The sequence below is a fragment of the Microbacterium sp. OR21 genome (genome assembly GCF_047306785.1).
Taxonomy (GTDB): Bacteria; Actinomycetota; Actinomycetes; order Actinomycetales; family Microbacteriaceae; genus Microbacterium; species Microbacterium esteraromaticum_E.
Genome location: NZ_JAZEXJ010000001.1, coordinates 369,344 through 392,976, shown reverse-complemented (window position 1 = coordinate 392,976; position 23,633 = coordinate 369,344). Strand labels below are relative to the sequence as shown.

Below are 23,633 nucleotides of genomic sequence, written 5' to 3'. Positions count from 1 at the left end.
ATGGCATCCCCCGCCTTCGACGACTACCTCAAGACGGTCTACGCCCACACCGAGTGGCAGGACGCGCCGATCACCCCGTCGCAGCTCGCCGCCGCGCTCGGCATCGCCCCGTCGAGCGTCACCGAGATGGTCAAGAAGCTCGCCGCCGCCGGTCTCGTCTCGCACGTGCCGTACGGCGCCGTGAGGCTGACGGATGCCGGACGCGAGCGCGCCCTGCAGATGCTGCGCCGCCACCGGCTGATCGAGACGTGGCTGGTGCGCGAGTTCGACTACGCCTGGCACGAGGTGCACGACGAGGCAGAGGTGCTCGAGCACACGATCAGCGACCGGCTGCTCGACGCCATCGACGAGCGACTGGGACGGCCGCGCTTCGACCCGCACGGTGATGCGATCCCCGACGCCGCCGGCGAGGTCGTGCGCGAGCCGTTCGTGCTGCTCGGCGACGCCCCGGCAGGGCACCGCGGGCGCGTGCTGCGGGTGAGCGACCGCGACCCCGAGCTGCTGCAGCGACTCGAAGACGCCGGCATCACCGTGGGCGTCGAGATCACCGCGCCCGCCGACCTGCCCGACGGCGCGGCCGACGCGCTCTGGCTGAGCCTAAGCTGATCGACAGGCGACACACTCGAGCGACGGAGGAGCACCGATGAACCAGAGCGACATGCTCTTCCTGGTGCTGATCGGCATCGCCCTCTCGTCGCTGACGATCATCACGATCCAGCTGCTCAAGCGCCCCAACCGCGACAACCGGGGCGCCTGGTACGAGGGCCCCTGGGACGACGACGACCGCCCCCGCGGACAGCGCTGATGGGCGCGCTCGACGACGGCGAGCGCATCTCGGCACCGGATGCCGCGACCTGGCGCGCCTGGCTGGAGGAGAACCACGCGGGCACCGGCGGCGTGTGGCTGCTGCACGTGCGCCGCACGGCGCAGGACGGCATCGGCTACGACGACGCCGTTCGCCAGGCGCTCTGCTTCGGCTGGATCGACGGCCCGGTGCGCACGTTCGATGACGGCACCGTCGGCCAGTGGTTCTCACCGCGCCGGCGTGGCAGCGGCTGGGCGGCGACCAACAAGGCGCGCCTGGCCGAGCTGGAGGCTGCCGGGATGCTGGCACCTGCGGGCATCCGGGTGATCGAGGCGGCGAAGGCCGACGGGTCGTGGACGATGCTCGACGGACCGGAGGCCGGCATCGAGCCCGATGACTTCGCCGCCGCGCTGGATGCCCTGCCCGCCGCCCGCGAGAACTGGGATGCCTTCCCGAGGTCGGCGAAGAAGCTCGGTCTCACGAGCATCGCCACGGCGAAGCGCGTCGAGACCAGGGCATCCCGCATCGCGAAGATCGTCGCCGACGCCGCGGCCGGAAAGCGCCCCTGAGCGCGGACTACTGCGGGTCGAGACCCAGGTCGTCGAGGTCGTACGCGGCGAGCCACTGCAGCCCCTCGGCCTCGATCGCAGCCTGCGCGCCGGTCTTGCGGTCGACGATCACAGCGACCGCGACGACCTCGGCGCCCTCGCGGCGCAGCACCTCGACGGCCTTCAGCGCGGACTGCCCGGTGGTCGAGGTGTCTTCCAGCACGATGACGCGCTTGCCGGCGATGTCGGCGCCCTCGACCTGGCGGCCGCGGCCGTGGTCCTTCGGCTCCTTACGCACGACGAACGCATCGAGCGGGCGATCGGATGCCACCGACGCGTGCATCACCGAGTTCGCGATCGGGTCGGCGCCGAGCGTCAGACCCCCGACCGCGGCGATGTCGAAGTCCTTGATCAGGTCGAGCATGATGCGCCCGATCGCCGGGGCCGCGCGGTGGTCGAGCGTGAGCTTGCGCATGTCGACGTAGTACGTCGCCTGCTTGCCGCTCGAGAGGGTGAAGTCGCCGTGGAACACGGCCTCGTCCTTGATGAGATCTAGCAGGGACTGGCGGTCTTCGTCGAGGGTGGTCACGGATTCATCCTATTCGGCCTACCGTGGAGCGCAGGAGGTCCACATGTTCTCGTACGATCCCTATGCCGAACTCGCCGAGCTGCGCCCGGTCGCCCCGCTCGAGCTGACCAGCCCCGACTTCACCGCAGGCGGGCCGCTGCCCGGCTTCGCCTGGTCGTCGGATCGAGCCGGTGAAGACCGGCACCCCACCCTCGAGTGGTCCGACCCGCCGGCCGGCACGCTCAGCTTCGCCGTCTCGTGCTTCGACCCCGATGCCCCGACCGGATCGGGGTTCTGGCACTGGGCCGCCTACAACCTCTCCCCCGACGTGCGACGCCTCGACAGCGGCGACGGCACCACCGCCGACCTGCCGAGCGGTGCCATCGTGCTGCCCAACGAAGCGCGCAAGGAGCGGTTCATCGGAGCGGCCCCGCCCGCCGGAACGGGTGTGCACCGGTACTACTTCGTCGTCGACGCGCTGGATGTCGATCACCTCGACCTCGAGCCCGGCTCGACACCCGCGGTGCTCGGCTTCAACCGGCACTTCCACACGCTCGCGCGGGGCGTGCTGATCGGCACGGGAGACCCGGCCGAGCGGTAGCCGACCGCCTAGTGCCGGACGGCTGCGAACGGCAGGCGCCGGACGGCGTCTGTCGGCCGTCGCGAATAGGCTTGATGCATGCGTCTGGCCACCTGGAACATCAACTCGATCCGCACCCGCGTCTCGCGCGCCGTCGACTTCGCCGTGCGCGAGGACGTCGACGTGCTCGCCTTCCAGGAGATCAAGTGCAAGCCCGAGCAGTTCCCCTACGAGCCGTTCGAAGAGGCGGGCTACCAGGTCGAGGTGCACGGCTTCAACCAGTGGAACGGCGTGGCCATCGCCAGCCGCCTGCCCATGACCGATGTGCGCACGTCGTTCGCCGGGCAGCCCGGCTTCGCGAAGGGGCACGAGGGTCCGGATGCGCCGCTCGAGGCGCGCGCGCTGGGCGTGATGGTCGACGGCGTTCGGGTGTGGAGCCTGTACGTGCCCAACGGCCGCTCCCTGAACGACGAGCACTACCACTACAAGCTGCACTGGCTCGAGGCGCTGCGCACCGCGACCGCCGACGAGCTCGCCGCCGACCCGAACCTGCCGCTCGCGCTGGTGGGCGACTTCAACATCATCCCGTTCGATCACGACAACGGCGATCCGGCGATCGTGCAGGGCTTCTCGACGCACGTGTCGCCTCCCGAGCGCGAGGCGTTCTTCGCTCTCGAGTCGGCCGGCGTGACCGACGTGGTCCGCCCGCTGATCCCCGAGGGCTTCACCTACTGGGACTACCAGCGTCTCAAGTTCCCGCGCAACGAGGGCATCCGGATCGACTTCGTGCTCGGCTCGAAACCCTTCGCCGACGCTGTCACCGGCGCGTCGATCCACCGCAACGAGCGCAAGGGCGAGCAGCCCAGCGATCACGTTCCCGTCGTCGTCGACCTCGACTTCGGCGGCGGTGACGACGACGGCGACCTGCCGATGATCTTCGCGTGAGCGCGCTCACGGGCATCCGCCTGATCGCGACCGATCTCGACGGCACCCTGCTCGATGAGTCGGGCGCGGTCTCACCGCGCACCCGCGCGGCCCTGCAGGCGGCTCGGGATGCCGGGATCGAGACGATCCCGGTGACCGCCCGCCAGCCGATCGGGCTGCGGCCGATCGCCGAGCAGGCCGGCTTCGACTCCTGGGCGCTGTGCGGAAACGGCGCCTACGGGCTGCACCTGACGACCGGCGAGCACCTGTTCGCGGAGGAGATCCCCGCCGACGTGCAGGGCGAGCTCGCGCGGGCGCTGCTCGAGAGCATCCCGGATCTGCTCTTCGCCAGCGTGCGCGACGCCGGCGAGGGCTTCGTCGCCCAGCACGGGTATGCCGAGATCGCGCAGCTGAGCGACCACAAGCGCGACCCGCAGACCATGGGTGGCGTCACGCTCGACGACGTGCTCGGCTCCCCCAGCCTCAAGCTCGTCATCCGGCATGCGTCGGTGCCGATCGACGAGATCTTCGCGACGCTGAACGCGCTCGGGCTCGAGGGTTTCGCGACGACCCTGTCGGGTGCGCCGTTCGTCGAGGTGATGGCGCAGGGCGTGACCAAGGCGACCGGGCTGGTGCAGGTGTGTCAGCGTCTCAGCATCGACGCGAGTGAGGTGCTCGCCTTCGGCGATGCGCTCAACGACCTGGAGATGCTGCAGTGGGCGGGGCACGGCGTCGCGATGGGCAACGCGATCGACGTGGTGCGGGATGCCGCCGACGAGGTCACCGCGGCGAACGCCGACGACGGCGTGGCCGCCGTGATCGAGCGGATGCTGGAGGGCTGAGCGGCCGGTCGCTACCCGCCCATCGTGCCGGTGCGCACCTCGCCCGGCTCGGGGGCGTAGCGCAACAGCAGTGCTCCGCCGTCGCCGGCCTGGGCGCTGAGCAGGCGCATGTTGTGCGGGGTCGCGCCGTCGGGGAACACCTTCTTGCCGCGGCCGAGCACGACCGGGTACACCCACAGCTGCAGCTCGTCGTAGAGCTGCTCGGCGAGCAGGGTCTGCACCAGGTCGACGCTGCCAATCACGTGCACGTCGCGGTGCCTCTCGCGCAGCATACCGATCTCTCCGCGCAGGTCGTCGCCGACGCGGGTGGAGCCCTGCCAGTCGAGCCTGAGGGCGGCGTCGCGGGACGCGACGTACTTCGGCACCCCGTCGAAGAGCCGGCCGATCCACCCCTCGGGCCCGTCGGTGTGCTGCGGCCAGTACCCCGCGAAGATGTCGTAGGTGCGGCGGCCGAGCAGCAGCGCGTCGAGGGTCTGCATCCCCTGCGTCACGCTCTCGCCGACAGCCCGACTCGGATATCCCGCCTGCCACCCGCCGAACGGGAAGTCGTCGCTGGGGTCCTCTTCGGGTCCACCCGGCGCCTGAGCGACACCGTCGAGGGTGGTGAACAGGTCGATGATGATGCGTCCGCTCATGACGTCATCATCCGCCGGCGCGACGCCCACCGGAACCCCGATCTGCGCTGCGCAGCCCGAGCGCGGCGAGCGCCCCCGCTCCGACGGTGAGCGCTGCGACGACGAGCAGTCCGGCGCCCGCGACGGATGCCGTGCCCACCGCCCCTGCGATCAGCGGACCGCCCGCGTCGCCCAGCTCTCGTCCGATTTCCGCCGAGCCCATCGTGCGCCCCATCCGATCGTGCGGGGTCGACGCCGCGAGGTGCGCGAACGCGACAGGCGTGGCCGCGCCGACGCCCGCGCCGACCAGCAGCGCAGTCGCGGTGAGTCCGATGAGCGCCGGGAGAACGGCATCCGGAGCGAAGGAGACCGCACCCGCGGCCCCGATGCCGCCGGCGATGAGCGCGAGCCCGCCGAGCGCGCCGAGCCGCACCGACACGCGCCCGCGGTCGTGTGCGGCGCCGATCAGCGGCTGCACGACCGCCGACACCACAGCGAGCACGGTCACCAGCGCCATGCTGCCGACCGTCCCGATGCCCGCCTCGCGCGCGAGCAGCGGCAGGAATCCGACCGCGACGGCGAGCGCCCCGGTCGTCGCGGCGAGCACGAGGGTCGGCACGACGAACCCGGGCGCCGCGATCTCACGGCCGAGGTCGATGAGGCTCACGCGCCTGCGCGGCAGCACGGGCACCTTCGGCACCGCGATCAGCACCCATCCGGCGGCGGCGAGCCCGATGACGGCGAGCGCCCAGAACAGCGCCGGCAGCCCACCCCACACGACGAGCACCGCGCCGATCAGCGGGCCGAGCGCGTAGCCGAGGCTCTTCCACGATCCGTACCGGCCGAAGTACCGGCCGCGCGACGCGCCGTCGGCGAGCCGAGCGACCGCCGCCGAGGACGCCGGCGAGAACGCCGATGCCGCCGCCCCCTGCCCGAAACGGGCGATGATCAGGCCGACCGTGCCCGGCAGGAGCGCGCCGAGCACCGAGAAGGCGGTGAACGCGAGCAGTCCGCCGACGATCACCGGGCGAACGCCGATGCGGTCGCTGAGCGCACCGAACAGCGGCTTGAGCAGCACCTCAGCGAGGTCGTAGAGCGCGAGGGTCAGGCCGAAGGCGAGCAGCGTCCAGCCGATGTCCTCGGTCTCGGCGCCGAGAGCGGCCGCGATGCCGTGCGCGCCGAACGCCGTGGTGAAGCCGGCGAGGTAGAGCGGCGCGAGAACCGGTCGCGGTGCGGTCACGCTCGATTCTCGCACGCACGCCCCCACGCGACGCCCATCGGCGACGCACGCACATCTCGCCACGCCCCGCCCGGTAGCCTGATGCCATGGCTGACCGCTCTGAGATCGAATGCTGGCTCACCGACATGGACGGCGTCCTCGTGCACGAGAACGACGCGATCCCCGGCGCATCCGAGCTGCTCGCCGGATGGGAGCAGGACGGCATCCCCTACCTCGTGCTCACCAACAACTCGATCTTCACCGCGCGCGACCTCTCCGCCCGGCTGCGCGCCAGCGGCCTGCACGTGCCCGAGGAGCGCATCTGGACCTCGGCCCTCGCCACGGCCGACTTCCTCGCCCAGCAGCTTCCCGGCGGCTCGGCGTTCGTGATCGGCGAGGCCGGCCTGCTCACCGCCCTGCACGAGGCGGGCTTCATCATGACCGAGACCCGCCCCGACTTCGTCGTGGTCGGCGAGACCCGCAACTACTCGTTCGAGGCGATCACCAAGGCGATCCGCCTGATCGGAGCCGGCGCGCGCTTCATCGTCACCAACCCCGACGCAACCGGCCCCAGTGCCGAGGGCCCGCTGCCGGCCACCGGAGCGATCGCGGCGCTGATCACCAAGGCCACGGGCCGTGAGCCGTACGTGGTCGGCAAGCCGAACCCGATGATGTTCCGCTCGGCGCTGAACAAGATCGGGGCGCACTCCGAGAAGACCGGCATGATCGGCGACCGCATGGACACCGACATCGTCGCCGGCATCGAGGCGGGCCTGCACACGGTGCTGGTCATGACCGGCATCAGCGACCGCACCGAGATCGAGCGGTACCCGTTCCGACCCGACGAGATCGTGCAGTCGGTCGCCGACCTGCTTCCCGGCGATCGCTGACGCAGCGACGCCTGCCCCATCCGCCGTGAGGGGGATGCCCGGGCATCCTCCTCCTTCGTAGGTTTGACAGATGCCCGAGACCATCCAGTTCATCCGCACGCCGACCGACCGCGACCTGCGGCAGGACGTCGTGCTCGCGGTCGTCATGCTCGTCGGCGGAGTGATCAGCGCGGCGCTGTCGACGATCGCCGGCGTCTACGGCGACGAACAGGCGCCGCTGTGGTGGGCGCTGCTCGCAGTGGTCGGCATCTCGGCGCCGCTCATCGTCCGCCGTCGCCACCCGGCGCAGGTGGCGATCGTCATCGCGCTCGTCATGTTCGTCAGCGTCACGCTGCGGGTGCCCGAGCTCTACGCCGTCAACATCGCGATGTTCGTGGCGCTGTACACGGTCGGGGCGTGGATGAACGACCGGCGGCGGGCGTTCTTCGTGCGGGCCGGGATCATCCTCGGCATGTTCATCTGGCTGATCGTCGTGATGTACCGCGACGCCATCGACGAGGCGGGCGAGGCGGATGTCGCCGCCGGGTTCTTCTCGCCGTACGTGGCGTTCATGATGATCCAGTTGCTGCTGAACGTGCTCTACTTCGGCGGCGCCTACTACTTCGGCGAACGCTCGTGGCACGCCGCCGCGCAGCGCTTCGCACTCGAGCAGCGCACCCGCGAGCTCGAGGCCGAGCGCGAGATCACCGCCGCGCAGGCCGTCGCGCTCGACCGGGTGCGCATCGCCCGCGAGCTGCACGACGTCGTCGCGCACCACGTGTCGGTGATGGGGGTGCAGGCGGGGGCGGCGCGGCTCGTGATCGACGGCGACCCCGAACAGGCGAAGCAGATGCTCGCCGGCATCGAACAGGCGTCACGCGAGGCGATCGGCGACTTCCGTCAGCTGCTCGAGACCCTGCGCGACCCCGGCGACGAGGGCTCCGATGAGCCGTCGTCGATCGGCCTGGCAGACATCGAGCGGCTCGCGCAGGCCTCGACGGATGCCGGGCTGCCGACCGACTACGCCGTGATCGGCGAGCCCGTCCCCGTGTCGTCGACCGTCGCCGTCAACCTGTACCGGATCGCGCAGGAGGCGCTCACCAACGCCCGCCGTCACGCTGGCGCGGGGGCGTCGGCGGATGTGCGGCTGCGCTGGATGCCGGATGCCGTCGAGCTCGAGATCGTGAACACCGGGCGCACGGTGGGCCTGCTGCGCCCCGGCCTCGGTCAGCTGGGCATGCGGGAGCGCGCCCTGGCATCCGGCGGCGAGATCGAGCTGCAGCCACGCCCGCAGGGCGGCTTCCGGGTGCGGGTGACCGTGCCCGTCCGGACGACCGCGCCGGCTCCGGGCGGTGTCGCCCGATGATCCGGGTGCTGCTGGTCGACGACCATGCGATGCTGCGTGCAGGGTTCCGCGCGATCCTCGGCTCGCAGCCCGATATCGAGGTCGTCGGCGAGGCCGCGACCGGCGCCGAGGGCGTCGAACTGGCCCGCCGGCTGCGCCCGGACGTCATCACCATGGACGTGCAGATGCCAGACATGGACGGCATCGAGGCCACCCGGCGCATCGTCGCCGACCCCGCCATCACGGCATCGATCGCGATCGTCACGACCTTCGATCGCGACGAGTACCTCTTCCAGGCGCTGGATGCCGGGGCCGGGGGCTTCCTGCTGAAGAACGCCGGCCCCGAAGAGCTGATCACCGCGGTGCGGGCTCTCGCCGCAGGCGACGGCATCCTGGCTCCGGAGGTGACCCGCCGGGTGCTCGCGCGGTTCTCGGCGTCCCCTGTGACGGCGCCGGCCGCGCAGGCGCGCCAGCCGCGGAGCGACGTGCTCGCCGAGCCGCTCACCGACCGCGAGACCGAGGTGCTCACGCTGATGGCCGACGCCCGCAGCAACGCCGAGATCGCGAGCGAGCTGTTCATCGGCGAGGCGACCGTGAAGACGCACGTCTCGCGCGTGCTGCAGAAGCTCGGCGCCCGCGACCGGGTGCAGGCGATCGTGCTGGCCCACCGCCACGGGCTCACCCGGTGAGCGCCGCCGCCCTTCACCTCGGCCGCGAGGGGGATGCCGCGGATCAGCCGCAGGGGGGATGCCGCACGGCCCCCGGCATCCCTACCGTGAAGGCATGAGCTTTCTCAGACTCGACGGCATCACCAAGAGCTACGGCTCGCGCAGGGTGCTCGACGGCATCCGGTTCGACGTCGCCCCCGGGCGACTGACCGGGTTCGTCGGCGGCAACGGCGCGGGCAAGACCACCACCATGCGGATCATCCTCGGCGTGCTCGCCGCCGATGAGGGCAGCGTGAGGCTCGACGGGCGGCCGGCGACGGCCGACGACCGGCAGCGCTTCGGGTACATGCCCGAGGAGCGCGGGCTGTACCCGAAGATGAAGGTGCTCGAGCAGGTCGTCTACCTCGCCCGTCTGCACGGCTTCAGCCGAGCGGATGCCACCGCCCGCGCCACGGCGCTGCTCGAGGAGCTCGGGCTGGGCGAACGGCTGGACGAGAAGATCGAGGCGCTGTCGCTCGGCAACCAGCAGCGCGCGCAGATCGCGGCGGCGCTCGTGCACGACCCGCAGGTGCTGATCCTCGACGAGCCGTTCTCCGGCCTCGACCCGCTCGCGGTCGACGTGGTCGCGGATGTGCTGCAGCGCCGCGCCGCGGCGGGAGCCGCCATCCTGTTCTCCTCGCACCAGCTCGACGTCGTCGAGCGGCTGTGCGATGACCTGATCATCATCGCCGGCGGCACGATCCGCGCCGCCGGGTCCCGCGACGAGCTGCGCTCCGCGCACTCCACGCTGCGGTACCAGCTGCACTCCAGCGGCGACGCGGGCTGGCTGCGCAGCGAGCCGGGCGTCGCGGTGCTCGACTTCGAGGGCGGCTCGGCGCTGTTCGACGTCGACGCACCCGACACCGCGCAGCGCGTGCTGCGTCAGGCCATCGACCGCGGGGCCGTGTCGAGCTTCGCGCCCCAGCATCCGTCCCTCGCCCAGATCTTCAAGGAGGTCATCGCATGAACAATGCCGTCTGGCTCGTCGCCGAGCGCGAGATCGCCGCGAAGCTGCGCAGCCGCGCGTTCGTCATCGCGACGGGCATCCTGCTGCTGATCGCCCTCGCGGGTGTGCTGATCGGCGGATTCGCGAGCAAGAGCCCCACCGCCGATGCCATCGCCGTCACCCCGGAGACCGCCGCGGTGCTCGACGGGATGCCCGGGGTAGAGGCGCGCGAGGTCGCCGACCGCGCCGCCGCCGAGGAGCTCGTGATCGGTGACGAGGTCGAGGCCGCGATCGTCACCGGCGACCCGACCGGGTTCGGGTACGTCGTGCTCGCGAAGGAGAACGCGCCGTCCCAGCTGATGATGCTGCTGTCGCAGTCGCCGACCGTCGAGGTGCTGCAGCCGGCCGGCACCGATCCGCTGCTGCGGTATCTTGTGGCCCTGGGATTCGGGCTCGTGTTCCTGCTGGCCGCGTCGACCTTCGGCGGCACGATCGCGCAGAGCGTGGTCGAGGAGAAGCAGACCCGCGTGGTCGAGCTGCTCATCTCGGCGATCCCGACCAGGGCGCTGCTGGCGGGCAAGGTGCTCGGCAACACCGTGCTGGCGATGGGCCAGATCATCGCGCTGGCCGTCATCGCGATCGTCGGGCTGATCGTGACCGGGCAGGAGGACGTGCTCAGCGGCATCGGCGCGCCCATCCTGTGGTTCGCGGTGTTCTTCCTGTTCGGGTTCGTGCTGCTCGCGGCCCTGTACGCCGCGGCGGCGTCGATGGTCTCCCGGCAGGAGGACATCGGATCGACCACCATGCCGCTGATGATGCTGGTGATGGCGCCGTACTTCCTCGTGATCTTCTTCAACGACAACCCGCTCGTGCTGACGATCATGTCGTACGTGCCGTTCTCGGCCCCGGTCGCGATGCCGGTGCGGATGTTCGTCGGCGAGGCGCAGTGGTGGGAGGGCGCCCTGTCGCTGGTGATCCTCGTGGCGTCGTGCGTCGCGGCGATCCTCATCGCGGCGAAGATCTACGAGAACTCGCTGCTGCGCATGGGCGCGCGGGTGAAGCTGGCCGAGGCGCTGCGCGGCTGAGCGCACGGCGGGGTGTCCGCGAGCTCAGGCCGCAGGCACCCCGGTGCGCACCTCGTCCAGACGCGGCGGGTCCGCGCCGGGGCGCGAGACCGTCACGGCGGCGGATGCGGCCCCGAACGCGAGCATCTCGCGCACGCGCTCGGCGGGCATGGAGGCGAGCTCGCCACGGGCAACCGCACTCGCATGGCCGTCGCGCAGCAGGGTGTGGATCAGCGCGCCCATGAACGTGTCGCCCGCACCGACCGTGTCGACGACGTCGACCCGGACTCCATCGACGGCGACCACGTCGTTCGCCGTGACCGCGAACGCTCCGTCACCACCCATTGTGACGACGACGATGCTCGGCCCGCACGACTGCAGTCGCCGCGCCGCTTCGAGCGGCTCGAGACCCGGGTACAGCCAGGACAGGTCCTCATCGCTGGCCTTGACGAGGTCGGCCATCGCGGCGAGCGATTCCACGTCGCGCACCGCCGCCGCCCGGTCGTCGATCAGCGCGGGCCGGATGTTCGGGTCGTAGGTGATCAGTGACGTAGGTCGCATCCGGGCGAGGAGCGCCTTGACCACCTCGGCGCCGGGGCGCAGAAGCGCGGCGATCGACCCGGTGTGCACGATGCCACGGCTCCCCACAGCCAGCGCGTCGAGATCGACGCCGTAGAGGGTCCACGACAGGTCGAACTCGTATCGCGCCGAGCCGTCGTCGTCGAGGTGCGCCGACGCGGTCGACGTGGCGACGGCCGGCGCCGCGAGCACCTCGACCTGCGAGGCTGCGAGCCAGGCCGCCACGCCGCGACCGTGCTCGTCGTCGCCCAGCTGGGTGAGCAGCAGCGGGTCGACGCCGAGCCGCGCCAGGGCGATCGCGACGTTGGCAGGGCTGCCCCCTGGTGTCTCGTCGATCCGTCCGCCGGCGCGGTGCACGATGTCGACGAGGGCCTCGCCGATCACCAGCACGCGGTCGCTCATGTGCGGCTGACCGCCGAGAGCATGCTCAGCACGCTCTGCGGCTCGACGATCAGCGGCTCCAGCTGTGCGTTGAAGTCACGTCCGGCTGCACCGCCGCGATGCGCATCGAAGGCATCCTGGTCGCGGTAGACCTCGAAGACGAAGAACCGGTCGCCGTCGTCCTCGCGTCGGTAGACGTCGAAGACCTGGTTGCCCGGCTCCCGCCGAACGACCTCGGCGTACTCGCTGATCAGCCGTCCGACGGTCTCGGCCTGGCCCGCACGCGCCGTGAACTCCGCGTACAGCACGATCTCATCGCTCACGACGTCGCGGCTCCGGTCATGATGGCGACGGCGTCGGTCATGGAATGCGACTCGGGTGTGATGGTCGCCGCCTTCTTGCCGAGTCGCTGGATGTGGATGCGGTCGGCGACCTGGAACACGTGCGGCATGTTGTGCGAGATCACGATGACCGGCACGCCCTCGTCGCGCAGTCGCTCGATGAGCTCGAGCACCTGGTTCGACTCGCGCACGCCGAGCGCGGCGGTCGGCTCGTCGAGGATGACGACCTTCGACCCGAAAGCCGCGGCTCGCGCCACCGCGACGGCCTGGCGCTGACCGCCCGAGAGGTTCTCGACCGGCACCGTGACGTCCTGCAGCGTCGAGATTCCCAGACGCTGCACCTCAGCCCGAGCATCCGATCGCATCCCCTTGGTGTCGAGAGCGCGGAACAGCGACCCCATGATGCCCGGCTTGCGGCGCTCGCGACCCAGGTACAGGTTCGAGGCCACGTCGAGTGCCGGTGAGACCGCGAGGTTCTGGTACACCGTCTCGATGCCGGCGCTGCGCGCGTCCTGCGGGCCGCGGAAGTGCACCTCCTGGCCGTCGAGCAGCAGCTGTCCCTCGTCGGGGATGTAGGCGCCGGTGAGGCACTTGATGAGCGTCGACTTGCCGGCGCCGTTGTCGCCGATGATGGCGAGCACCTCGCCGGCGTGCACCTTCAGGCTGACGCCGTCGAGGCCGACGACACGACCGAAGGTCTTCACGAGGCGCTTGGCCTCGAGCACCGGCACGCCCTCGCGGGTCGGGGCCTCGTGGGGCTGGGTCTCGGTGATGCTCATTTGCGTACCTTCCTGATCCACTGGTCGATGGCGACCGCGACGATGACGAGGATGCCGATCGCGAGGGTCTGGTACAGACCGTCGACGCCGGCGAGGAACAGCCCGTTGCGGAAGACGCCGACGATGATGGCGCCGAGCAGCGTGCCCCAGATGATGCCGCGACCCCCGAACAGCGACGTGCCACCGATGACCACGGCCGTGATCGAGTCGAGGTTGAGGTCGGCGCCCGCGTTCGGGCTCGCCGCTCCCGACCGACCGATCTGGATCCAGGCGGCGATCGCCAGCACGGCGCCCGCTGCCACGTAGACGCTCATCAGCACCCGCTTGGTCGAGATGCCCGCGAGGCGCGCAGCCTCGGCGTCGTCGCCGACGGCGTAGACGTGGCGACCCCAGGCGGTGCGGCCCAGGATGTACGCGACGGCCGCGTAGAGCGCGAGCATGATGATCACGCCGACGGTGAGGCGCACCCCCCCGAGCGGGATCGCGGTGGCGGTCCACGTCATCAGCTCCGGCATGTCGGACTTGCGGGTGGTCTGTCCGCCGCTGTACAGCAGCGTCAGCGCCACGAAGACGTTGAAGGTGCCGAGCGTGGCGATGAACGGAGGGAGCTTCACCTTCGTCACGAGCAGACCGTTGAGCGCACCGGCCGCGAGCGCGGCGATCAAGCCGGCGAGAAGTGCGATCGGAGCGGGCAGGCCGTTGTCGGCCGCGGTCTGCGCCATCACCATCGAGGTGCCGATCATGAGCGCACCCACCGACAGGTCGATGCCTGCGGTGAGGATGATGAGGGTCTGTGCGATCGCGACCGTTCCGACGACAGCGACCTGGTCGAGCACGAGCGAGAGGTTCGCTGCGGCGAAGAAGCGCGGATTGATGGCGCCGAAGACGATGACGGCGATCACCAGGACCACGGCGGGGCTGATGGCTGGATAGCGGTGGAGCAGGCCGCGGATGCGGTCGACCGGCGTCCGCCTGTCGAGGAACTCCGCGGCGAGATCCAGGTTCGAAGTTGCTTGGGTCTGAGTCACAGTGTCACTTCCGATCGGGAGATGGACGGATGCCGCGGCCGGATCGACCCACGGCCGCGGCATCCGAGTGGGTGTTACTCGCCGCCCCAGCAGATGTCGAGGGCTGCGGCGGTGTCGATCGACTTCACGCCGTCGACGGGGGTGTCCGTGACCAGTTCCACGCCGGTGTTGAAGAAGTCCAGACCGTCGGTGTTCTCGGGCTTGGTGCCGTCCTTGACGAGGTCGACGACCGCCTTGACGCCCTCCTCCGCCATCTTCACCGGGTACTGCTGGCTGGTGGCGTCGATGATCCCGTCCTTCACCTGACCGACGCCGGCGCAGCCGCCGTCGATCGAGACGATCAGCACGTCGTCGCCGGTCTTCCCTGCGGCTTCAAGCGCCTGGTAGGCGCCGTAGGCGGCGGGCTCGTTGATCGTGTAGACGACGTTGATGTCGGGATTCTTGGCGAGCAGGTTCTCCATCGCGGTTCGGCCGCCATCTTCGGCGCCCTGCGACGCCTCGTTTCCGACGATCTCGTAGGAGCCGCCCTTGCCGCCGGAGTACTCCCCCTCCGCCTCTTCGTCGCCGTTGACCTGGTCGTCGCCCAGGTCGATGCCGAGACCGTCGAGGAAGCCCTGGTCGCGGTTGTAGTCGACACTGACGGCCTTGTCGTCGAAGAGATCGATCAGGCCGATCACGGCGTCCTCGCCGTCGAGCGCGCCTGCGGTCCATTCGCCGATGTACTGGCCCGCGAGGAAGTTGTCGGTGGCGAAGGTGATGTCGACCGCGTCCGCGGGGTCGGGAACGGTGTCGAGGGCGATCACGAAGATGCCCGCCTGGCGCGCCTTGTCGATCGCGTCGAGTACCGCGGGGCCGTTCGGGGTGATCAGGATGCCCTTGTCACCCTTCGAGATCGCCGCCTCGATCGCCTGGATCTGGGTGTCCTCGTCGCCGTCCTCCTTGCCTGCCGCGAGCGTCAGCGCGACACCTTCCTGCTCGGCTGCGGCCTTGGCCCCCTCCTGCATCGCGATGAAGAACGGGTTCGAGTTGGTCTTGACGATCAGCGAGACGCCGATCTCGTCGTCGCCGCTGCCTTCGCCGCCGCTGCCGGTCGACGTTCCGGAGCATCCGGTGAGGGAGATCGCGAGCGCTGCTGATGCGCCGATCGCGGCTGTGACCACGCGGTGGCGACGGGTGAATGGCTTCGTCATTGAATGATCCTCTCGGGCGTCTCGTCGCCTGGTTGACAACGATGTCAGAGGTAGTTCTACTACCGTCGTCCAGTAGAGTCAAGCGCGAGATCAAGAATCGAGACCCCACCGTGACACCGATGTCAGCCCCCAGATCCGGCCGCGAAGCGCGGCCCAGAGCCACCATGAAGCAGGTGGCGGCGCTCGCCGGCGTGGGAATCAAAACGGTCTCACGCGTCATAAACGAAGAACCCAACGTGTCGGCGGCGACAGCGGCCAGGGTCTGGGATGCGATCAGCGCTCTCGACTATCAGCCCGACCTGCAGGCAGGCAGCCTCCGCCGCGCCGACGGGCGCACGCGCACCCTCGGACTGCTCGTCGGCAGCGTGGACAACCCGTTCGCGGGAGCGATCCACCGCGTCATCGAAGATCTCGCCGCCGAGCAGGGCGTGGCCGTGTTCGCCTCCAGCCTCGACGATGACCCCGCGCGTGAGAGCAGCGCCATTCGCGCCTTCCTGCAGCGCCGCGTCGACGGGCTGATCCTCACCACGGCGTCCCACCGCCCGGACTACCTGCCCCAGCTGCGGCAACGGGGCATCCCCGCGGTCTTCGTCGACCGCGAGCCGCAGGCTGACGGCGTCGACACGGTGGCGAGCGACAACCGCGCAGGATCCCAGGCGGGCGTCGCGCACCTCATCGCAGGCGGTCACCGCCGCATCGCGCTGCTCACCGACCGCCTCGACCTCATTACTGCCACAGACCGTCGCGACGGGTATCTCGACGCGCTGTCGGCCGCGGGCATCCCGCGTGACGACGCGCTGATGATCTCTGATCTGCACGACGTCGACGCGGCCCGAGCAGCCACCGCGCGGCTGCTGAGCGCCGATGAACCGCCCACTGCCATCTTCAGCGCGCAGAACCTCGTCACGATCGGCGCGCTGCACGCTCTGCGCGATGCGAACCGCTCCCGTTCCGTGGCTCTCGTCGGGTTCGACGATCTGCCGCTCGCGGATCTGCTCGAGCCCGGGGTGACGGTCGTGGCGCAGGATCCGCACGAGATCGGACGCCTCGCCGCTGAACGCCTTTTCGCGCTTCTCGCCGGGTCCGACGCACCCGCCTCGCGCATCGTGGTGCCGACCAGGCTCATTCCGCGCGGCTCAGGGGAGATCGCGCCGGCGATCTGAGTCGCCTGGCGGTATTGGGTCTTGCATTGTCTGGTGGACAATGCGTAACTTGGCGCTTCGATCGATTGACATCGATGTCAGTCGTCACCCTGACGCACGAAGGAGCGCGAATGATCCCCCCATTGAACCGTCCTCGCGAGATGCGGAAGAAGACCCACACGCCGCTTGGCATCGCCCTCGGCACGGCGCTCGTCATCGGCTGCGCGGCACTGCCCGCAACCGCGGCCGACCCCGCGACCGGAGACGAGCAGTACCGCCCTCTGATCCACTTCTCACCGGAAGAGAACTGGATGAACGACCCCAACGGCATGGTCTACGCAGACGGCGTCTACCACCTGTTCTTCCAGCACAACCCCGAGGGCACCACCTGGGGCAACATGAGCTGGGGACACGCCACCTCCCCCGACCTTCTGCACTGGACGCAGCAGCCGCTCGCCATCCCCCAGACGTTCAACGAATCGGGGCAGCCGATCGAGGACATCTTCTCCGGCTCGATCGTCGTCGACCACGACAACTCCGCTGGCTTCGGCCCCGAGGGGTCGAGCCCCATGGTGGCGATCTACACCTCGGCCTACACGCAGCAGCATCCGCAGTACGCCGGCATCCAGGCGCAGTCGCTCGCGTACAGCCTCGACAGCGGGCAGACCTGGACCAAGTACGACGGCAACCCGGTGCTCAACCGCGGTTCGGCCAACTTCCGCGACCCCAAGGTCTTCCGGTACGACGGCCCCGCCGGCTCGTACTGGGTGATGGTCGCGGTCGAGGCGCTCGAGCACAAGGTCGTGATCTACAAGAGCACCGACCTGAAGAGCTGGGAGCATCTGTCTGACTTCGGCCCGGCCAACGCCACCACAGGCATCTGGGAGTGCCCCGACCTGTTCCCCCTGCCCGTCGACGGCGATCCCGCCAAGACGAAGTGGGTGATGGTGGTCAACCTGAACCCTGGCGGGCCCAACGGCGGCAGCGCCGGGCAGTACTTCGTCGGCGACTTCGACGGCACCACGTTCACGAGCGAGACGACCGACCCGCCGATCCCCGCGCCTGACGGCACCGTCTTCGCCGGATTCGACGGCGAAGACTACGACGGATGGTCTGTGCAGAACGACCCATCGCACCCCAGCGGCGGGCCATGGGGCGATGCGCCCGCGACTGGCACGCTCCCCGGCCAGCAGACCGTGAGCGGGTGGATCGGCGACGGCCTCGTGAACGGATTCCTCGGCTTCGACGCGCCCAAGGGGACCCTGACCTCGCCCAGCTTCACGATCGACGATGACTACATCAACCTGCTGGTCGGCGGCGGAAACCACCCGCACGTCGACGGCGCCCAGCTGGGCAACGAGGCGCCCGCGGGCTCGACCACGCTGTTCGACTTCGAGCTTCCCGACGGGCAGAACCTCGCCGACTCCGGCTGGACCCTGACGGGAGACTTTGCCACAGATCCGAACCGCAGCCCGTCGACGCAGGGTGGCGAGGGGTACCTCGGCGCCAAGCGGATCAACACCTTCGAGGCCGGTCCGAACGGCGACTCCAACCGAGGCGACCTGACCTCGCCCGAGTTCACGATCGATGGCGACCACGTGTCGTTCCTGATCGGTGGGGGCAACCGCAACGACGGGTCGCTCGAGGCGCAGCTGCTGGTCGACGGCAAGGTCGTGCGTTCGCAGAGCGGACCCGAGTCCGGCATCCTCAACTGGGCCTCGTGGGACGTGTCCGACCTGAAGGGGTCGCACGCGCAGATCCGCATCCACGACGACGCCGAGGGCGGCTGGGGACACCTGACCTTCGACCACGCCGTGATCGGAGACGCGCCGGCCCAGGTGCGCTCTGACGAGACCTCGGTGAACCTCGTCGTCGACGGCCGCGTCGTACGCTCGGCCACCGGCGCGAACAGCGAGAGCCTCGAGTGGACGTCGTGGAACGTCGCCGACCTCCAGGGCGCGCAGGCGCAGATCGTCGCCATCGACAACAACTCCGGCGGCTGGGGCCACCTCCTGCTCGACCAGATCACCTTCTCGCCTGCCGGCGTTCCCGCCGCAGCCGACGGATACGACTGGCTGGACTGGGGCCGCGACTACTACGCAGGCGTGTCGTACTCCGGCACGCCCGACGCCGGCTCCCGGATCATGCAGGCGTGGATGAACAACTGGGACTACGCGGGCAGCATCCCGACCTCGACCTGGCGCAGCTCGATGGCGCTTCCCCGCGAGGTGCGGCTCATCAGCACCTCAGAGGGCCCGCGCCTGACGCAGAACGTCGTGCCGCAGCTGAACGGGCAGCTCGACCTCAGCCGGGCTCAGACCCGCACCGATGTCGCCGTCGACGGCGAGACGGGGCTCGACCTGTCGGGCGAGGTCGCGAAGATCGACGTCGTGCTCGACCCCGGCGCGTCGAGCACGGCCGGCATCACGGTGTTCGGCGATGACACCAGCGGCACCCGCATCGGATACGACAGCGATGAGGAGCGCCTCTTCATCGACCGCACCGAGTCGGGATCGGTCGACTTCAGCTCGGCGTTCGCGTCGGTCGACGACGCACCGCTGCCTGCCGCATCGCTCGAGGCCGACGGCACCGTGCACCTGGAGGTCTACCTCGACAGGGCGTCGGTCGAGGTCTTCGCCGCCGACGGACGCGTCACACTCACCGATCAGGTGTTCCCGAACGACGGAGCCGCGGCGATCTCGGCCTGGTCCGACGGCGGGGCCGCCAGCATCCGAAGCATCACCGTCACTCCGATCGTCCCGACGATGTGGAAGACGACGACACCGGATGACGCCACCGCGGCACCCGGCGTGGCCAAGCTGTCGACGAAGAAGCATCGCGCCGACAGCGTGACGGTGACGATGGATCTCAAGAAGAAGGATGAGAGCGCCACGGTGTTCCGTCTGTACCAGGACGGAGCTCTGATCGCGACCGTTCCGCTCGAGTACACCAACGGCAAGCAGTCGGCCAGCGTGCCGCTCACCGGCCTGGCTGCGGGAACTCACCGGTTCACCGGTGAGCTGGAGAACTCGCAGGGCGTGACAGCGACGACCAGCACGACGATCACTGTGAAGTGAACGACAGCTGACGTCGCAGAGGGCGGATGCCGTGGGCGCTGAGTCCACGGCATCCGTCATTCTGCGTCACGAAGGAGCACCCTCCGAAGTCATCGGGAATATGCGTGCGCATAGGTTCGTTGGTGCACTCAGGACGATGAGGTCCGCCCGTAATCAGCCGCACAACGAAAGGCCTCATCTGATGAGCACCCCTGTCCTCGACCGCACCGCCCAGACCGAGCACCCCGTCCTCGACGTCCTCGCCGACCGCTGGAGCCCCCGTGCGTACGACAGTGAGGCGACGATCGACGAGGCCAAGCTGTCGTCGGCACTCGAGGCCGCCCGGTGGTCGCCGTCGGCCTACAACTCGCAGCCGTGGCGCTTCATCGTCGCCCGCCGCGGCACCGAGCTGCACCGCGGCGTCGTGTCGACGCTGGTCGAGTTCAACCAGGCCTGGGCCGCGCACGCCGCGGTGCTCGTCGTCGCGATCGCCGAGACGGCGGCCGAGGACGGCACGCCCATCACGCACGCGATCTACGACCTGGGTCAGGCTGTCGCGCACCTCTCGGTGCAGGCGCACGCCGACGGCCTGCACGTGCACCAGATGAGCGGCTTCGACCCCGAGAAGGTGCGCGAGCTCGCCGGACTCGACGCGCGCTTCGCCCCGACCACCGTGATCGCCATCGGCGACCTCGGCAGCGCGGATGCCCTGCCCGAGGGCATCCAGAAGGGCGAGACGGCCCCGCGCGTGCGTCGTCCGATCGACGAGACGATCATCGCCAGCGCCTGATCGGATCATCTTCGACGCGAGCGCCGTCCCCTCGGGGGCGGCGCTCGCGTCGTCAGCGGGGCTTGCTCTCGGTGTCGGTCAGCGCGTCGGCCGCGCGCACCAGCGCGAGATGCGAGAACGCCTGCGGGGTGTTGCCCAGCTGCCGCCCGGCGATCGGGTCGTACTCCTCGGCGAGCATCCCGACGTCGTTGGTCAGCCCGCACAGCCGGTCCATCAGCTCGGCGGCCTCGTCGCGCCGGCCGGTGGTGGCGTACTGCTCGACGAGCCAGAACGAGCACGCGAGGAACGGGCTCTCCGCCCCCGCCAACCCGTCCACGCCGCTCGCGGTGCGGTACCGGTGCAGCAGCCCGTCGTGCATGAGCATCTTCTCGATGCGCTCGACGGTCGCCAGCATCCGCTCGTCGTCGGGTCGGCAGTAGCCGACCTGCGGCAGCAGCAGCAGCGACGCGTCGACCTCGTCGGTGTCGTAGTGCTGGGTGAAGTGGCCGTCGCGCACCCCACGGGAGTCGATCTCGTCGCGCATCCGGTCGCGCAGCTCCCGCCAGGTCTTGACCGCTCCGGGCAGCCCGTAGTTCTCCACCGCGCGCACGCCGCGGTCGAACGCGGCCCACATCATCACTCGGGAGTGCGTGAACATGCGCGCCGGCCCACGGATCTCCCACAGGCCCTGATCCGGGTGATCGATCTGATCGGCGGCGAAGCGCAGCAGGCTGCGCTCGAGCGGCCACGAGAACTCGCTGTCGGCGAGCCCCGCCTTGCGGGCGGCCGAGAGAGTGACGAGCACCTCGCCCACGACATCCGCCTGGTACTGCACCCACGCGCCGTTGCCGACCCGCACCGGACCGGAGTCGGCGTACCCCGGCAGCGCGGCGAGCACGCTCTCGGTGAGATCGCGCTCGCCCGCCAGCCCGTACATGATCTGCAGGTCGGCCGGGTCTCCGGCGACCGCGCGCAGCAGCCACTCGCGCCAGCTGTCGGCGAGTCCGAGGAAGCCGTGATCCAGCAGCGCCTCGAGCGTGAGCGCGGCGTCGCGCAGCCACACGTAGCGGTAGTCCCAGTTGCGCTCTCCGCCGATCTGCTCGGGCAGCGCCATGGTCGCCGCGGCGGCGATGCCCCCGGTCTCGTGATTGGTGAGCGCGCGCAGGATCAGCAGCGAGCGCACCACGTCCTCATGGTGCGGGCCGGCGTGCTCGATCGTGTCGGCCCAGCTCTGCCACCACGTCTTCGTCACCTCGAGCGCGTGGTCCACGTCTAGCGGGTCGGGTGCCGGGCGGTGCGACGGGAACCACGCCAGCTGCAGGTCGCGCACCTCCCCTGCGGAGACCCGCACCTCGCCGCGGTGCTCGTGATCGACGGCCTTCAGCCTGGCGCCGCGCACGGCGAGCGCGTCGGGTCCGGCCATCGCGACCAGCTGCGGCCGGTCGTCGGTGCCGGTCTGACGCACCCAGGGCATCGCCCGGGAGTAGTCGAAGCGGATGCGCAGGCTCTGCGTGAACGTCATCTCGCCGGCCACGCCGACGATGCGCCGCACGACGTCAGTGCGCCGGATGTCCACGCCGGGATCCGGGTCCACCGGCATGAAGTCGTGCACCTCGGCGACCGCGTCGCCGCTCTGCCAGCGGGTGATCAGCACGAAGGTGTCGCGGTCGTACTGCCGTGTCGCCGTGGCATCCGGATCGTCGGGTCGCAGCATCCACCGCCCGTGCGACTCGTCGCCCAGCAGCGCGGCGAAGGTGCTGGCCGAGTCGAGGCGGGGCAGACACAGCCAGTCGATGCTGCCCTCCCTCGACACGAGCGCCGCGGTGCGGCAGTTGCTGAGCAGGGCATAGTCCTCGATCGGCGTCACCACCCCCGCAGTCTCGCACTGTCGCGCGGTCGGCTCCACCCCCCTTGCGCTGGTCTCGCCGGCGACTACCCTCGGTGCCATGTCGACGACCAGAACACTCTTCATCCTCGGCGCCACAGGCGACCTCACCTCCCGCCTGCTGCTGCCCTCGCTCGCCTCGCTGCTCGGCAAAGAGCAGCAGCGCCGGGTCGTGCTGCGCGGATCCGGCACCGAGGACTGGGATGCCGAGACCTGGCGCGCGACGGTCGAGAAGTCGTTCGCCGATGCGCCGGATGCGATGCACCGGGTCGAAGTCGCCGACTACGTGCAGGCCGATGTGACGGATGCCTCGGCCGTGGCGTCCCTGGTCGAGACTCTGGAGCCCGAGACCGTGCTCTACTTCGCCCTGCCGCCCGCGGTCACCGCCGCGGCGATCGACGCGATGGCCGGGCTGACACTGCCCGAGGGCACGGTGCTCGCGATGGAGAAGCCCTTCGGCGAGGACGAGCAGAGCGCCCGGGCACTGAACGACAAGCTGCTGGCGCTGGTGCCCGAGCAGCAGATCTTCCGCGTCGACCACTTCCTCGGCCGGTCGACCCTGCTGAATCTGCTCGGCGTGCGCCTCGCGAACCGCATCTGGGAGCCGGTGTGGTCGGCCGAGCACATCCAGGAGGTGCTGATCCGCTTCGACGAGTCCGTCGCGCTGGAGGGCCGGGCGCGCTACTACGACAGGGCCGGTGCGCTGATCGACATGATCCAGAGCCACCTGCTGCAGGTGCTGGCGCTGCTGGCGATGGACCCGCCGGCGACCCTGCACGAGCGCGACCTGCGCGATGCCAAGGCCGCGGTGCTGCGCGCCACGCATGTGATGGACGACGACCCCGCTCGCTGGTCGCGGCGCGCGCAGTACACCGCCGGCACCCAGCACCTTGCCGACGGGAGCACGCGCGAGCTGCCCTCCTACCGCGACGAGGACGGCGTCGACGCGTCGCGGCAGACCGAGACCCTGGCCGAGGTGGTCTTCGAGGTGGCGAGCGACCGCTGGGCGGGGGTGCCGTTCACGCTGCGCTCGGGCAAGGGGCTCGACCGCAAGCACTCCGAGATCGTGGTGACGTTCAAGCCGGTGCGGCACGTGCCGCCGGGGCTCGACGGCACGCCCGAGGACGGTGGCCGGCTCACCTTCTCGCTCGGCCCGGACGAGATGCACCTGCGCCTGCACGTGACCGGCGGCGACGATCCGTTCGCGCTGCGCGACGAGGATCTCGTCGCGGAGCTCGGTGTCGGCCTGCAGCGCTCGTACGAGGAGGTTCTCGACGAGCTGCTCGACGGCGACGTGGCGCTGTCGGTGCGCGCCGACGAGGCCGAGCAGTGCTGGCGCATCATCCAGCCGGTGCGCGACGCGTGGGCGCGCGGGGCGACGCCGCTCGACGAGTACCCCGCCGGATCCACCGGCCCGGCGTCGTGGCAGACGTCGCACAGCGCCTGACCCCC

Annotated in this window: 24 protein-coding genes; 15 read left to right on the top strand and 9 right to left on the bottom strand. The window is 70.2% G+C overall.

The window, feature by feature from the left end:
- The 3 genes from V2S04_RS01860 to V2S04_RS01850 are packed head-to-tail and all read left to right on the top strand — an operon-like array spanning nucleotide 1 to nucleotide 1,374.
- Nucleotides 1-606 (top strand): metal-dependent transcriptional regulator, encoded by a 606-nt coding sequence (locus V2S04_RS01860; protein ID WP_413636825.1) that lies wholly within the window; start codon nucleotides 1-3, stop codon nucleotides 604-606.
- Between the two features lie 37 nt (nucleotides 607-643).
- Nucleotides 644-805, top strand: coding sequence for a hypothetical protein (locus tag V2S04_RS01855; protein ID WP_181417747.1), 162 nt, complete (start codon nucleotides 644-646; stop codon nucleotides 803-805).
- Nucleotides 805-1,374, top strand: coding sequence for a YdeI/OmpD-associated family protein (locus V2S04_RS01850; RefSeq protein WP_413636824.1), 570 nt, complete (start codon nucleotides 805-807; stop codon nucleotides 1,372-1,374). The genes V2S04_RS01855 and V2S04_RS01850 overlap by 1 nt, the downstream gene beginning before the upstream one ends.
- A gap of 7 nt (nucleotides 1,375-1,381) precedes the next feature.
- Here V2S04_RS01850 and pyrE read toward each other — a convergent pair whose 3' ends face one another.
- Complete coding sequence (pyrE, locus tag V2S04_RS01845) at nucleotides 1,382-1,942, bottom strand: orotate phosphoribosyltransferase (RefSeq protein ID WP_413636823.1); 561 nt, start codon at nucleotides 1,940-1,942, stop codon at nucleotides 1,382-1,384.
- Nucleotides 1,943-1,985: 43 nt separating this feature from the next.
- Here pyrE and V2S04_RS01840 point away from each other — a divergent pair, with 43 nt between their 5' ends.
- The 3 genes from V2S04_RS01840 (at nucleotide 1,986) to V2S04_RS01830 (ending at nucleotide 4,267) form a co-directional block, all read left to right on the top strand.
- A complete protein-coding gene (locus V2S04_RS01840; protein WP_413636822.1) occupies nucleotides 1,986-2,522 on the top strand; it encodes a YbhB/YbcL family Raf kinase inhibitor-like protein in 537 nt (178 codons plus the stop codon).
- 78 nt (nucleotides 2,523-2,600) lie between these two features.
- Nucleotides 2,601-3,446: an exodeoxyribonuclease III gene (locus V2S04_RS01835; RefSeq protein ID WP_099196533.1), complete on the top strand. Its 846-nt coding sequence runs from the start codon at nucleotides 2,601-2,603 to the stop codon at nucleotides 3,444-3,446.
- On the top strand, nucleotides 3,443-4,267 hold the full coding sequence (locus tag V2S04_RS01830) for a Cof-type HAD-IIB family hydrolase (protein ID WP_413636821.1): 825 nt from the start codon (nucleotides 3,443-3,445) through the stop codon (nucleotides 4,265-4,267). The genes V2S04_RS01835 and V2S04_RS01830 overlap by 4 nt, the downstream gene beginning before the upstream one ends.
- A gap of 11 nt (nucleotides 4,268-4,278) precedes the next feature.
- On the opposite strand, the gene V2S04_RS01825 is transcribed toward V2S04_RS01830, so the two are convergent.
- Nucleotides 4,279-4,902: a dihydrofolate reductase family protein gene (locus V2S04_RS01825; RefSeq protein WP_413636820.1), complete on the bottom strand. Its 624-nt coding sequence runs from the start codon at nucleotides 4,900-4,902 to the stop codon at nucleotides 4,279-4,281.
- A gap of 7 nt (nucleotides 4,903-4,909) precedes the next feature.
- Entirely contained in the window at nucleotides 4,910-6,121 is a 1,212-nt protein-coding gene (locus V2S04_RS01820; protein ID WP_413636819.1) for an MFS transporter, read from the bottom strand.
- Between the two features lie 86 nt (nucleotides 6,122-6,207).
- Here V2S04_RS01820 and V2S04_RS01815 point away from each other — a divergent pair, with 86 nt between their 5' ends.
- From V2S04_RS01815 to V2S04_RS01795, 5 genes are all read left to right on the top strand, one after another.
- Complete coding sequence (locus V2S04_RS01815; RefSeq protein WP_413636818.1) at nucleotides 6,208-6,990, top strand: HAD-IIA family hydrolase; 783 nt, start codon at nucleotides 6,208-6,210, stop codon at nucleotides 6,988-6,990.
- A 70-nt stretch (nucleotides 6,991-7,060) separates the two neighbouring features.
- Complete coding sequence (locus tag V2S04_RS01810) at nucleotides 7,061-8,335, top strand: sensor histidine kinase (RefSeq protein ID WP_413636817.1); 1,275 nt, start codon at nucleotides 7,061-7,063, stop codon at nucleotides 8,333-8,335.
- On the top strand, nucleotides 8,332-9,003 hold the full coding sequence (locus V2S04_RS01805; RefSeq protein ID WP_340085775.1) for a response regulator transcription factor: 672 nt from the start codon (nucleotides 8,332-8,334) through the stop codon (nucleotides 9,001-9,003). Before V2S04_RS01810 ends, V2S04_RS01805 begins: the two co-directional genes overlap by 4 nt.
- A 94-nt stretch (nucleotides 9,004-9,097) precedes the next feature.
- A complete protein-coding gene (locus tag V2S04_RS01800) occupies nucleotides 9,098-9,988 on the top strand; it encodes an ABC transporter ATP-binding protein (protein ID WP_413636816.1) in 891 nt (296 codons plus the stop codon).
- Nucleotides 9,985-11,052: an ABC transporter permease gene (locus V2S04_RS01795; protein WP_413636815.1), complete on the top strand. Its 1,068-nt coding sequence runs from the start codon at nucleotides 9,985-9,987 to the stop codon at nucleotides 11,050-11,052. The genes V2S04_RS01800 and V2S04_RS01795 overlap by 4 nt, the downstream gene beginning before the upstream one ends.
- A 24-nt stretch (nucleotides 11,053-11,076) precedes the next feature.
- Here V2S04_RS01795 and V2S04_RS01790 read toward each other — a convergent pair whose 3' ends face one another.
- The 5 genes from V2S04_RS01790 to V2S04_RS01770 all read right to left on the bottom strand — a co-directional run bounded on the left by V2S04_RS01790 (nucleotide 11,077) and on the right by V2S04_RS01770 (nucleotide 15,329).
- On the bottom strand, nucleotides 11,077-12,012 hold the full coding sequence (locus V2S04_RS01790) for a carbohydrate kinase family protein (RefSeq protein WP_413636814.1): 936 nt from the start codon (nucleotides 12,010-12,012) through the stop codon (nucleotides 11,077-11,079).
- On the bottom strand, nucleotides 12,009-12,314 hold the full coding sequence (locus V2S04_RS01785; RefSeq protein WP_340085770.1) for a putative quinol monooxygenase: 306 nt from the start codon (nucleotides 12,312-12,314) through the stop codon (nucleotides 12,009-12,011). The genes V2S04_RS01790 and V2S04_RS01785 overlap by 4 nt, the downstream gene beginning before the upstream one ends.
- Complete coding sequence (locus V2S04_RS01780; RefSeq protein WP_340085768.1) at nucleotides 12,311-13,111, bottom strand: ATP-binding cassette domain-containing protein; 801 nt, start codon at nucleotides 13,109-13,111, stop codon at nucleotides 12,311-12,313. The genes V2S04_RS01785 and V2S04_RS01780 overlap by 4 nt, the downstream gene beginning before the upstream one ends.
- A complete protein-coding gene (locus tag V2S04_RS01775) occupies nucleotides 13,108-14,139 on the bottom strand; it encodes an ABC transporter permease (protein WP_413636813.1) in 1,032 nt (343 codons plus the stop codon). The genes V2S04_RS01780 and V2S04_RS01775 overlap by 4 nt, the downstream gene beginning before the upstream one ends.
- 74 nt (nucleotides 14,140-14,213) lie before the next feature.
- Nucleotides 14,214-15,329 (bottom strand): substrate-binding domain-containing protein, encoded by a 1,116-nt coding sequence (locus V2S04_RS01770; protein ID WP_413636812.1) that lies wholly within the window; start codon nucleotides 15,327-15,329, stop codon nucleotides 14,214-14,216.
- 119 nt (nucleotides 15,330-15,448) lie between these two features.
- Between V2S04_RS01770 and V2S04_RS01765 the strand changes: the two genes are divergently transcribed.
- The 3 genes from V2S04_RS01765 (at nucleotide 15,449) to V2S04_RS01755 (ending at nucleotide 20,317) form a co-directional block, all read left to right on the top strand.
- Entirely contained in the window at nucleotides 15,449-16,492 is a 1,044-nt protein-coding gene (locus V2S04_RS01765; RefSeq protein ID WP_413636811.1) for a LacI family DNA-binding transcriptional regulator, read from the top strand.
- 110 nt (nucleotides 16,493-16,602) lie between these two features.
- Nucleotides 16,603-19,548: a GH32 C-terminal domain-containing protein gene (locus V2S04_RS01760; RefSeq protein WP_413636810.1), complete on the top strand. Its 2,946-nt coding sequence runs from the start codon at nucleotides 16,603-16,605 to the stop codon at nucleotides 19,546-19,548.
- 181 nt (nucleotides 19,549-19,729) lie between these two features.
- The gene (locus tag V2S04_RS01755) at nucleotides 19,730-20,317 is read left to right on the top strand and encodes a nitroreductase family protein (RefSeq protein WP_413636809.1); all 588 of its coding nucleotides are present in this window, start codon (nucleotides 19,730-19,732) and stop codon (nucleotides 20,315-20,317) included.
- A 52-nt stretch (nucleotides 20,318-20,369) separates the two neighbouring features.
- Here the strand turns inward: V2S04_RS01755 and V2S04_RS01750 are convergent, their stop codons facing one another.
- Complete coding sequence (locus V2S04_RS01750; RefSeq protein WP_413636808.1) at nucleotides 20,370-22,166, bottom strand: glycoside hydrolase family 15 protein; 1,797 nt, start codon at nucleotides 22,164-22,166, stop codon at nucleotides 20,370-20,372.
- Between the two features lie 76 nt (nucleotides 22,167-22,242).
- Here V2S04_RS01750 and V2S04_RS01745 point away from each other — a divergent pair, with 76 nt between their 5' ends.
- Nucleotides 22,243-23,628, top strand: a complete 1,386-nt coding sequence (locus V2S04_RS01745) for a glucose-6-phosphate dehydrogenase (RefSeq protein ID WP_413636807.1) — start codon at nucleotides 22,243-22,245, stop codon at nucleotides 23,626-23,628.
- The last annotated feature ends 5 nt before the right edge of the window (nucleotides 23,629-23,633 follow it).

What these genes read in the sequence shown, in the direction of transcription:
- V2S04_RS01810 (WP_413636817.1), top strand. Translation starts at nt 7,061, where the DNA reads ATGCCCGAGACCATCCAGTTCATCCGCACGCCGACCGACCGCGACCTG.
- V2S04_RS01755 (WP_413636809.1), top strand. Translation starts at nt 19,730, where the DNA reads ATGAGCACCCCTGTCCTCGACCGCACCGCCCAGACCGAGCACCCCGTC.
- V2S04_RS01780 (WP_340085768.1), bottom strand. Translation starts at nt 13,111, where the DNA reads ATGAGCATCACCGAGACCCAGCCCCACGAGGCCCCGACCCGCGAGGGC.
- V2S04_RS01815 (WP_413636818.1), top strand. Translation starts at nt 6,208, where the DNA reads ATGGCTGACCGCTCTGAGATCGAATGCTGGCTCACCGACATGGACGGC.
- V2S04_RS01835 (WP_099196533.1), top strand. Translation starts at nt 2,601, where the DNA reads ATGCGTCTGGCCACCTGGAACATCAACTCGATCCGCACCCGCGTCTCG.
- V2S04_RS01850 (WP_413636824.1), top strand. Translation starts at nt 805, where the DNA reads ATGGGCGCGCTCGACGACGGCGAGCGCATCTCGGCACCGGATGCCGCG.
- V2S04_RS01770 (WP_413636812.1), bottom strand. Translation starts at nt 15,329, where the DNA reads ATGACGAAGCCATTCACCCGTCGCCACCGCGTGGTCACAGCCGCGATC.
- V2S04_RS01825 (WP_413636820.1), bottom strand. Translation starts at nt 4,902, where the DNA reads ATGAGCGGACGCATCATCATCGACCTGTTCACCACCCTCGACGGTGTC.
- V2S04_RS01805 (WP_340085775.1), top strand. Translation starts at nt 8,332, where the DNA reads ATGATCCGGGTGCTGCTGGTCGACGACCATGCGATGCTGCGTGCAGGG.
- V2S04_RS01790 (WP_413636814.1), bottom strand. Translation starts at nt 12,012, where the DNA reads ATGAGCGACCGCGTGCTGGTGATCGGCGAGGCCCTCGTCGACATCGTG.
- V2S04_RS01745 (WP_413636807.1), top strand. Translation starts at nt 22,243, where the DNA reads ATGTCGACGACCAGAACACTCTTCATCCTCGGCGCCACAGGCGACCTC.
- V2S04_RS01760 (WP_413636810.1), top strand. Translation starts at nt 16,603, where the DNA reads ATGATCCCCCCATTGAACCGTCCTCGCGAGATGCGGAAGAAGACCCAC.
- V2S04_RS01860 (WP_413636825.1), top strand. Translation starts at nt 1, where the DNA reads ATGGCATCCCCCGCCTTCGACGACTACCTCAAGACGGTCTACGCCCAC.
- V2S04_RS01840 (WP_413636822.1), top strand. Translation starts at nt 1,986, where the DNA reads ATGTTCTCGTACGATCCCTATGCCGAACTCGCCGAGCTGCGCCCGGTC.
- V2S04_RS01800 (WP_413636816.1), top strand. Translation starts at nt 9,098, where the DNA reads ATGAGCTTTCTCAGACTCGACGGCATCACCAAGAGCTACGGCTCGCGC.
- V2S04_RS01855 (WP_181417747.1), top strand. Translation starts at nt 644, where the DNA reads ATGAACCAGAGCGACATGCTCTTCCTGGTGCTGATCGGCATCGCCCTC.
- V2S04_RS01765 (WP_413636811.1), top strand. Translation starts at nt 15,449, where the DNA reads ATGTCAGCCCCCAGATCCGGCCGCGAAGCGCGGCCCAGAGCCACCATG.
- V2S04_RS01795 (WP_413636815.1), top strand. Translation starts at nt 9,985, where the DNA reads ATGAACAATGCCGTCTGGCTCGTCGCCGAGCGCGAGATCGCCGCGAAG.